The organism is Methanobacterium sp. BAmetb5 (assembly GCF_003491305.1).
Classification (GTDB): Archaea; Methanobacteriota; Methanobacteria; order Methanobacteriales; family Methanobacteriaceae; genus Methanobacterium.
This window is the reverse complement of the sequence record NZ_CP022706.1, coordinates 1550474-1560000: the sequence shown is the minus strand read 5'-3', so window position 1 is coordinate 1560000 and position 9527 is coordinate 1550474. Positions and strand designations below refer to the sequence as shown.

Genomic DNA, 9527 nt, shown 5'->3' with positions numbered 1-9527 from the left:
CCCGCTTTTACAGTAAATGATGTAGGGCTGGTTTTTATCCAGTTTTTCCACTTTACTCGGGAACTGGTGGCCATCATAATCCAGGTTCACTGACCCGGGAATATGTTCCCTCTTAAAATCTGCATTGGGCCGTATGTCCAGTATGGTGATCTCTGGTTCCTTTTTAATTAATTCCCAGGCACTTTTCGGGGTTATGGTAATGAACTCTCCCATATTTTATCACCATTTTTATTATTGTTTTAATGACCTTTCTTATTTTCTATAGTCGGCAAAGATTTAACTATAGATTAAAAGAAGGGATATGGTAAAATGAGAACATCTCTCCCGGACTATGCCCGTGGATTAGATCAGATTGTATCCTCTCCATAATTTTCATTGTCAGGATTATGTCATCATACATGTCCAGAATGGAGAATCTGACAGAAATTTAACCCTTTAAATCCGCAAAGTATATATAAAGGTTGAAATTATAATTATATCCCATACCCGGGGGACAATTAAATATCCCGGAGTTTCCCAAATATGGGGGGTTACAGTTTAAATCCATAGCGGTTACTGTAGAAAAAGAAGGAACTAAATATATTAAAACTGATCTTAAAGGGAGTCAACTCCTTCAATCTTCACAATTAAATAAGGGTACTGCTTTTAGCACTAAGGAAAGGGAATTGTTTCATCTTATCGGACTTTTGCCCCATTCAGTAGAAACTCTGGACGATCAACTGCAGAGGGCTTACCAACAGTTCTCCCTGCAGAGCGATGATCTGCAGAAAAATATCTTTTTAAACAACCTCTACAACACCAATGAAACACTATTTTTCCGCCTAATCAGGGAACACATCCAGGAAATGATGCCCATCGTTTACACACCAACTGCTGGCCTGGCAATCCAGCGTTACAGTGACGAGTTTCGAAAACCCCGTGGTATTTACCTATCTTACCCTGAAAGGGAACATATCCAGGAAATTTTAGACCACTGGGCTGAAGATGAGATCGATCTTATTGTTTTAACTGATTCTGAGCAGATACTGGGGATCGGTGACCAGGGAGCCAATGGAATTGGTATTTCCGTGGCAAAACAGGTGGTTTACACCCTGTGTGCCGGTATCAACCCCCGGAGGATGCTGCCCATCATGATCGATGTGGGCACCAATAATTCACGTTTACTGGAGGATCCATTCTATCTTGGCTGGCGTCATCCTCGTATCAGCCAGGGGGAATACCATCACTTTGTGGAGGCGGTGATTGAGGCCATAAAGGGCAAATTCCCCCGTGTTTTCCTCCAGTGGGAAGATTTTGGTAAGAAAAATGCCAGACACCACCTGGATCGTTACCAGGACAGGATGTGCACCTTCAATGATGATATACAGGGTACCGGGGCCGTTGCCATGGCCGCCCTCCTTAATGCTTTGGAAGTAACTGGAACCCCTTTATCTCATCATCGGGTGCTTATCTATGGGGCGGGAACTGCCGGATGTGGAATTGCCGACCAAATATGGAAACAAATGGTAAAGGAAGGACTAAACCATGAAGAAGCCTACAGGCGTTTCTGGCTCATAGACAGGAAGGGACTGGTAACCAGTACCCGGGAGGACATCGATTATTTCAAGGCGCCCTACGCCCGTCCACCTGAAGAAACCGAAATTTGGGGTTCTGGTGATGATCCAGGAGACCTGCTGGATGTGGTGCGTAAGGTGCACCCCACCATCCTGATAGGTACCAGCACAGTGCAGGGAGCCTTCACCCGTGAAGTCATTACCACAATGGCCTCCCAGGTGGAGCACCCCATCATATTCCCATTATCCAACCCATTAACTCTGGTAGAGGCTGTTCCCGATGATTTAATCAGATGGACAGGGGGAAAGGTACTGGTGGCCACTGGAAGTCCCTTTAAAGACGTGAATTTCCAGGGACAATCTTATCCAGTGGCCCAGTGCAACAACGCCCTGATATTCCCGGGGCTGGGTCTGGGTGTAATCAGCAGCCAGGCGGAAAGGATGACTGCAGGAATGATGGACGCGGCTACACAGGCACTGGCCAGTTCTGTGGAAGAGGAAGACATCCGGAGATTGCTCCCTGATGTTTCCCATTTAATGGAAGTGAGTAAAAATATTGGAATGGCTGTGGCAGAGCAGGCCATTCTGGAGGGAGTTGCCTGCTGCCAGGATAACGATGTGGAAAGCCTGGTGGAATCTAACATATGGGAACCAGTTTACAGGCCCTACAAACCCTTAAAAATACCAGCTAAATAATGGTAGACTTATAAATATTTTAAGAGAAGATTTAACTATTTATCATCGGTGATGCTCATTTTAAACCCATATTTACTGTTCAGTGCTGTTAGCGATCTGCATTTTTTTACACTAGGACTATTAACCCCCACATCCATAATTAATTTCTAGATAAAATATCCCATAAAAAATGAAGGTTAAAACATGTCACTGGTCATTAACACCACCACACCAGAAGGAATAGTGCTGGCTGCCGATAGCCGGCAGAGTTACCGCAACATGAAGGGCATGGCCCGGATAGGCAGTGAAAACGCCATTAAAATCTTTCAAATAAACCCTAGGATAGGGGTAGGTATAACTGGTCTGGCTTTCCTCCCTGAGGAAGGAGTGCAGAAGAACGTCAGCCAGTACATTGAAGAGTTCCGCCGCTCATCCCGGGTTAAAAAAATGGGAGTTAAGGATGTGGCCTGGAAACTGCACAGCATCTTCAACGATAAATACCACTGGAAGGAACAGATGGACCAGATCAAGGCTAACATCCAGAATGACCTGAATTCTAAAGGATGTACCATCCTGCAGATGGAAATGGATGACCAGTCTTTGAAGTTCAGCTTCAGAACGCCCCAGGGAACCATTGAAAATGGGATGGCCCGGGCAGACCCCATTGAGATACTGGTGGCCGGTTACAATCCTAACGGGTCCCACCAGGTTTACAGCGCCACCATCCCCGGAGATGTGCAGGAACTGCGGGACAGTGCCAAGCCTGGCATGGAATATGGTAGTTCCTGGCTGGGCCAGGGAGATGTGGCTGCCCGGATTGTGCTGGGATTTGATGGGAGGATTCAGAACGTGGATTTTGTTAAAGAAGCTATCCAGAACCAGGGGGAACAGTTGATAATGACCCAGCTCCGGGGGTTGGAATACGCCATCCAGTGGGGGACCATGACCTTGCAGGATGCCATTGACTTCGCCACCCTCATGATCCAGACCACCAGTGCCATACAGCGTTTCAGTGATGGTATTAACGCTGACCCGGGCGATATGCCTGGTGTAGGGGGCCCTATAGACGTGGCCGTCATCACTCCCGATCATGGCTTTGTCTGGGTAAATAAAAAGAAGTTAAAATTTGGTGCTTGTGAGGTCGACTTGGATAACGAGTCATTCCTCTAATCTCATCAATCCCGTCCTAATCCAACCATTCCTAATAAATTGAACAAGTACAGAGATTAACTTACGATTTTGAAAGTTGCAGAAGTTAAAAACCTCTAATGAAGATGAATTATATAATGTACATCTCTTCAGCGCGCCGGTAGAGTTCTTCACGGAACCGGGGATGGGCTATGTTTATTATTTCATGTGCTCTTTCCCGGGTGGATTTACCCTTGAGATTGGCAACCCCATACTCAGTGACCAGGTAATGGGTGTCCATACGTGGTGTGGTGACCATGGCCCCGGGGTCTAAATGATCCACCACCCGGGATACCGTGCCATTTCTGGCGGTGGAATAGAAGGCCAGTATGGATTTCCCTCCACGAGAATCGAAGGCCCCCCGGACAAAGTCCAGCTGTCCACCGGTTCCACTGTACTGGTGTCCTGCCAGGTACTCGGCATTACACTGACCCAGGAGATCCACTTGTATCAGGGAGTTTATGGAGATCATCCTGTCGTTTTTGGCGATGACTGCGGGGTTGTTCACGTAGGAGCAGGGATAGCTTTCCATGGCCGGGTTCTGGTTCATGAACTCCAGCATTTCCTGGTCTCCCTGGGCTACAGTGAAGACGTGTTTGCGGGGGTGGAGGGTTTTCTTTTCACCGGTTATCACTCCCTTTTTTATGAGGTGTACCATTCCCGGACCAAATACTTCGGTGTGTATTCCCAGGTCAGAGTGGTTTTCCAGTTGTTCAGCCACGGCGTTGGGCAGCACCCCGATACCCATTTGGATGGTTGCACCGTCAGGTACCAGTTTGGATATGTTTTTACCAATGATATCTGCCTCGGGCTGTTTTTCACCACAAGGGAAGTCGGAGATAGCCTGATGGTTTTCAACCACCGCATCCACCTCAGATATGTGGATCAAGGAGTCACCGAATACCCGGGGCATGTTACGGTTGACCTCCACCATTAAAATCCGGGCTGCCCGGGCTGCGGTGGAGGTAAAATCATTAGCCGTGCCAAAGGAGAAATATCCTGCATCATCCATAGGTGAAACCGTGGTTATACACACGTCAACTCCGATGAACTCTTCCAGGAGTCGGGGAATCTGGTGGAGGTGATTGGGAACGTAATAGTTTAGACCGGCACTCACCAGGCCCCTGGTACCGGAGTCTACGAATCCACTGTAGGCCTCCACACAGTCCACCAGGTCCGGGGCCAGTATGGTGGAACAGACACTGTCCAGGGGGATAACACTGAACATCCTAATCTTTTCCAGGTCACCTTCACGTAGACGGTCGGCCACTGCTTTTAGGAGTGCTGGTGGCTCGGCCATGGTCAGCCCATGGACCAGCATGTCTCCATTATGGATTGATTTAACTGCTTGTGCGGGTGTGGTTAACTTCCCCTGGTAGTCCTTTTCATACATTTAAAACCCCTTATCCCCTTTTTTAGTTTTTAAATAAATATTGTAGCTTAAAATTTTATTTTAAGAGTTATTTTCTGATCCTTTTCCCATCAGGTATCCTCCGAATCCCAGCAGCCAAAGGATAACCGGGTAAGCCACCCATCTTTCCACTCCTCCTCCACCGAGCACTGGTATGAACAGGTTGTAGGTGAAGAGGAAAAATAGGGAGAGGAGTCCCAACAGGAGTGATATGTATTTGAATGGTGATTTGATTAATTTGTAGGAGTAAATAGCCGATAAACCTCCACAGATGAAGGTCATCAACGAGAATATGGGGTGCATGGGAGTCATATTCCCCGGGAATACCCCCACACCGAGGGCTCCTAATCCCAACAATCCCACCAGTATCCCACCGATTTTATCGTGGTAAACTTTAAAAAGAAAGTAATTACCCATTAGAATCAGAATTCCAGCGATGATCATAGCAAAATTAAATATGGTTGCCGAGGGCTGGGTTATGATACTGTTAGGAGGCACTGTAGCCCCCAAATCACTGATCATACTCTGAGCCGTGGTGTAAGTGAGTTCTGGAGGGTAAAAAATTTCTCCAGTTATAATACCCATTAAAACCACCATGGCGGCTATGAAAATGAAAATACCCGCTAGAGTGACATGTGTAGCGGATGGTTCCGTCCCCTTAATCTGGTTTTCAGTTGATAAATCCTCTTTATAAGACATGGTTCCCCCCCTTACTTCGAGTTTCCCTTTAGACTTTTAACTATGTAAATTTATCATATTTCCGGTTTTTAACATTTCATATATTTCCCATTATTATAAATAAGTTGTTATACCCTCTCCAACTGCCAATGTAAGGCATTATAATTACTAAACTATTTTGAAATTAGATAATATTCTATGAAATTTGTAAAAAAGTTGAATGACTGATTTTCAAGCCAATGATAATAATATAATATTTGTAAAAATATACATTACTGGAAAGGATACCACTTCTATTAATTTGAACAGTTCCTATTTGCAATTGGACATCACTTACATTAAAAAGAGGAGATTATATGAGTTCTTTAAATTTGGATAATTTTAGGGCACTGGCCGAAAGATTCGTGTCCCAGATGTTACAGGGTAACTACGAAATGGCTGTCCAACAGTTTGATAACCAGATGAAAACTGCTATTCCTTTACCTGAGTTGAAAAAGTCCTGGCAACGTTTAACCATACCCGCAGGTGATTTAATCCAGTCTGGAGTGTTGCAAACCGCGGAACTGGAAGGACACCAGATCGTCAGTGTAAGGTGCCAGTTTGAACGGGCCAACATTGATGTACAGGTCGTGTTCAACAGTAAGGGCCGTATCAGTGGATTAAGCATAATACCCTCCCAAACTGAGTACCATCCACCAGATTACGTGGATGATTCCACCTTTAGAGAGGTTGAAGTGACTGTTGGCCGCGGGAAATGGTCTTTACCCGGAACTATCACCCTTCCCACTGGTTCTGGGCCGTTTCCGGGCGTGGTTCTGGTCCATGGTTCTGGTCCCAATGATCGGGACGAAACTCTGGGACCCAATAAAATATTTCGGGATATCGCCTGGGGCTTGGCTTCAAAGGGAATTGCAGTCTTAAGGTATGATAAAAGAACCCTCCAACATGCTTCAAAGTTTACACCGGACCAGTTGGCTCAGCTGACGGTGCAGGAAGAAGTTATTGATGATGCTCTCCTGGCAGCAGATTTATTGCGCCAGACCCCAGAAATCGATCCAAAAAGTGTATATTTACTGGGCCACAGTTTAGGTGCATCTGTTGCTCCACGTATCGGGCAGGAGGACCCGGATCTGGCAGGATTGATTATAATGGCCGGTATTATCCGGCCCCTGGAGGATACCATCCTGGAACAGTTCACCTACCTTTACAGTCTTTCGGGTAAGATGACCAGGGAACAGAAGGATACACTGGAATCTTTAAAGGTTAAAGTGGCTCGTGCAAAGGATCCTGAGCTTTCCGCAGATGTTCCATCAAAAGAGCTGCCTTTGGGTATGTCAGCATCCTATTTCTTAGATCTGCGCAACCACCCCACTAAAGAAATCATTAAAAACCTGGAAATGCCCCTGTTGATCCTGCAGGGAGGACGTGATTATCAGGTGTCACCAACCAAAGACTTCAAAGTGTGGGAAAAGGAGCTTGAATCTAGAGAAGATGTCACCTGCCATCTATTCCCCAGTTTAAACCATTTGTTCATTGAAGGAGAAGGTAAATCAACTCCCACTGAATACGGAGTAGAGGGACATATCAGTGCAGAAGTGATACAAACCATCAGCGATTGGTTGATATAGGTTTTAATCTACGGCTTAACTCCACCCGGGCCATGAAATTCTTTGAATCTGAATACTGGTCTTCCAGCAAAACTCATGTTACACCTCGACTAACACTTTGTTTTGGGGTTAGTGTTATGGTTTGTGTAAAAATACTCTGGAAGAATCTAAATCAAAGAAGGGTTAATATCCCTTGACAAGACCCTTAGAGTGCAGAAGTGGATTTTCACCCAAGTGTGAGTAATAACATAACTATAATAATTAATTTAATCAAATAACCCAGTGGAGGTTAATTTATGGGAAAAATGTCTTATACTCTTGTACTTGGTATACTGTTGTGTATTGTTGTGGCTGCCTCAGGATGTACCCAGCAAACTGGAACTGGGAACCAGACCCCGGATGTTAAGGGGATTACCACTGTTGCTTTAAATGGCCCTGGTACCTTAATCATCCAGCAGGGTGACAATGAATCCTTCCGAATGGAAGCAGATAGTAATTTGATGTCTAAAATTTCCACCACTGTATCGGGGAACACCCTGTCAATCAACAACCTGAACAGTGTGGGTAATGGGGCTGTAAAATTCTACGTCACCCTTAAAAATTTGAAAACCCTCGTCACCAATGGCGGAGGTAACTCGGAAATCACCGGCCTGAACACCGATAAACTCACCATTACCCTGGATAACGGTAAAATGACCCTTTCGGGTACTACCCAGAATATGGTGGCCACCATCAACGGAGGGGGTAACATAGACGCCAATAACTTACAGAGCCAAACTGCCACCGTGACCATTAACGGGCAAGGAAAAGCCAATGTTAACGTGATAAACACTCTCACCGCAATAGTTAATGGTGGAGGTTCCATAACCTACACTGGTAGCCCTCAGGTAACCCAGCAGGTCAATGGTCAGGGTTCCGTGACCAAAAGCGGTTAAAAAATACATTAAGAAGTCGGGGAGGGATGGTGATTATTAACTCTATCCCTTTATTTTTTTTGATTTTTAAAAAATTTCCAAGTTTCAAAAGGGATTTTAGACAGGATAGGAGTTTTTTAGGGCATTTATCCAACCATATTTAATATAAACCTTCACCTTTGGATAAATATAAATCAACGAAAACAAACTCACAGTGATGAAAACCCAGTTTAACTTCAACCCTAAAGGACCCTTCAACCTGTCCCTCACCATCAACAGTGGCCAGACCAGCCAGCCCCCGTGGAAAGAGGATAGTCATCATTTCCAGGAACTGGTGATAGTGAATGGTGCTCCATGTCTGGTAAAGATTGGTCATGAAGATTCAGATCCAGAAAATAGGGTAAATATCATGGCAGAATCTCCAGAAGAGATTTCAGGAAAAGCCATTGAAAGTAAGGTCCGGGATATTTTTGGTCTTGACCATGATCTGGACCAGTTATACGATTTTTTAGGTGAAGATCCTAAACTAAAACCAACCATTGCCTTCTGCCAGGGTCTCAGAATCTTTAAAGCCCATAACCCATTTGAATGTATTATATCTTCAATATCTTCGGCTAACTGTTCCATATTACGCTGGACACGCTCAGTGAATGATATTAAAAGGAGGTGGGGTGATGGATACCGGTTCAGCTCCGGTGATTTTTACACCTTCCCCTCCCCAACTGTACTGGCCCGTGCTCCGGAACATGACCTAGAAGAGATGCAACGCTGTGAAGATAACCTGCCCCCGGATTTCGTCTTTGATAAAAATCTCCAGGCCTGCGGGGTTGGATACCGGGCTAAATATATTATTAATGCCTCGCACATGGTGCAATCCGAAATAAACCTGGATAAACTGGCCAGAATGAAGTACGAAAAAGCATTTGACACTATCCTACAGCTACCGGGTGTGGGGCCCAAGGTGGCCGACTGTATCCTGCTCTACGGTTTGGGGATGGGAGAGGCTTTCCCGGTGGATGTGTGGATTAAAAGGATCATAGAATACCTTTATTTCCCTGGTGAGGAACTTAAACCACAGGAAGTCCGTGAATTTGGTATGGAACATTACGGTGACTGGGCAGGGTACGTTCAGCTCTATTTATTCCATTATGCCCGGAAATCTGGGCTTTTAGAATCTTTAAAGAAAAAATAAACCTTCAGTACCCACACCTATTAGAATCTTTAGAAAAAATAAAAATTTATTCTTCATCGGTGTCCGCATTTCTCCAGTCATAGATGCTGATGGCCAAAAACACCGCAAAGGCCAGTATGGCCAGGAAATTGAAGGTGGAGTACTGTCCCATAACGAAGGTTTGGTAGAGGAGTATCACCAGGATTATCCCCATCAAAACTGCAGCAATTAGACTTAAAGTTTTGTTTATTGTATCAGTCCCCTGTGGATATTTTTTAATTACATTTTGATTATTTAATTCCAAGTGTTTTTAATTCCAAGTGGTATATC

At 45.0% G+C, this 9527-nt stretch carries 9 protein-coding genes (1 of these 9 cut by a window edge); 5 read left to right on the top strand and 4 right to left on the bottom strand.

What is annotated here, in order from left to right; genetic code table 11:
* A protein-coding gene (locus CIT02_RS07575) for a rhodanese-like domain-containing protein (protein WP_292611199.1) crosses the window boundary here: on the bottom strand, positions 1-213 show its 5' portion. The gene continues 120 nt to the left of window position 1, outside the view; 213 of the gene's 333 nt are visible here — the first part of the coding sequence; its start codon is at positions 211-213; its stop codon lies beyond the left edge, outside the window.
* Positions 214-503: 290 nt separating this feature from the next.
* On the opposite strand from CIT02_RS07575, the gene CIT02_RS07570 reads away from it, so the two are divergent.
* Together CIT02_RS07570 and CIT02_RS07565 are read left to right on the top strand one after the other, a co-directional pair.
* A complete protein-coding gene (locus tag CIT02_RS07570; RefSeq protein ID WP_363124167.1) occupies positions 504-2249 on the top strand; it encodes an NAD-dependent malic enzyme in 1746 nt (581 codons plus the stop codon).
* A gap of 183 nt (positions 2250-2432) precedes the next feature.
* Positions 2433-3398 (top strand): hypothetical protein, encoded by a 966-nt coding sequence (locus CIT02_RS07565; RefSeq protein WP_292611197.1) that lies wholly within the window; start codon positions 2433-2435, stop codon positions 3396-3398.
* Between the two features lie 109 nt (positions 3399-3507).
* Here the strand turns inward: CIT02_RS07565 and CIT02_RS07560 are convergent, their stop codons facing one another.
* Both CIT02_RS07560 and CIT02_RS07555 read right to left on the bottom strand, forming a co-directional pair.
* Positions 3508-4809 carry an acetyl-CoA hydrolase/transferase family protein gene (locus CIT02_RS07560; RefSeq protein WP_292611195.1) on the bottom strand — a complete coding sequence of 434 codons (1302 nt, stop codon included), beginning with the start codon at positions 4807-4809 and terminating at the stop codon, positions 3508-3510.
* Positions 4810-4869: 60 nt separating this feature from the next.
* A complete protein-coding gene (locus CIT02_RS07555) occupies positions 4870-5526 on the bottom strand; it encodes a DUF998 domain-containing protein (protein WP_292611193.1) in 657 nt (218 codons plus the stop codon).
* Positions 5527-5861: 335 nt separating this feature from the next.
* Here CIT02_RS07555 and CIT02_RS07550 point away from each other — a divergent pair, with 335 nt between their 5' ends.
* From CIT02_RS07550 to CIT02_RS07540, 3 genes are all read left to right on the top strand, one after another.
* Positions 5862-7133, top strand: a complete 1272-nt coding sequence (locus CIT02_RS07550) for an alpha/beta fold hydrolase (protein ID WP_292611190.1) — start codon at positions 5862-5864, stop codon at positions 7131-7133.
* A gap of 275 nt (positions 7134-7408) precedes the next feature.
* Positions 7409-8047: a head GIN domain-containing protein gene (locus CIT02_RS07545; RefSeq protein ID WP_292611188.1), complete on the top strand. Its 639-nt coding sequence runs from the start codon at positions 7409-7411 to the stop codon at positions 8045-8047.
* A gap of 196 nt (positions 8048-8243) precedes the next feature.
* Complete coding sequence (locus tag CIT02_RS07540) at positions 8244-9218, top strand: DNA glycosylase (RefSeq protein ID WP_292611186.1); 975 nt, start codon at positions 8244-8246, stop codon at positions 9216-9218.
* Between the two features lie 46 nt (positions 9219-9264).
* Here CIT02_RS07540 and CIT02_RS07535 read toward each other — a convergent pair whose 3' ends face one another.
* Positions 9265-9501 (bottom strand): hypothetical protein, encoded by a 237-nt coding sequence (locus CIT02_RS07535; RefSeq protein WP_292611184.1) that lies wholly within the window; start codon positions 9499-9501, stop codon positions 9265-9267.
* Positions 9502-9527: the final 26 nt, after the last annotated feature.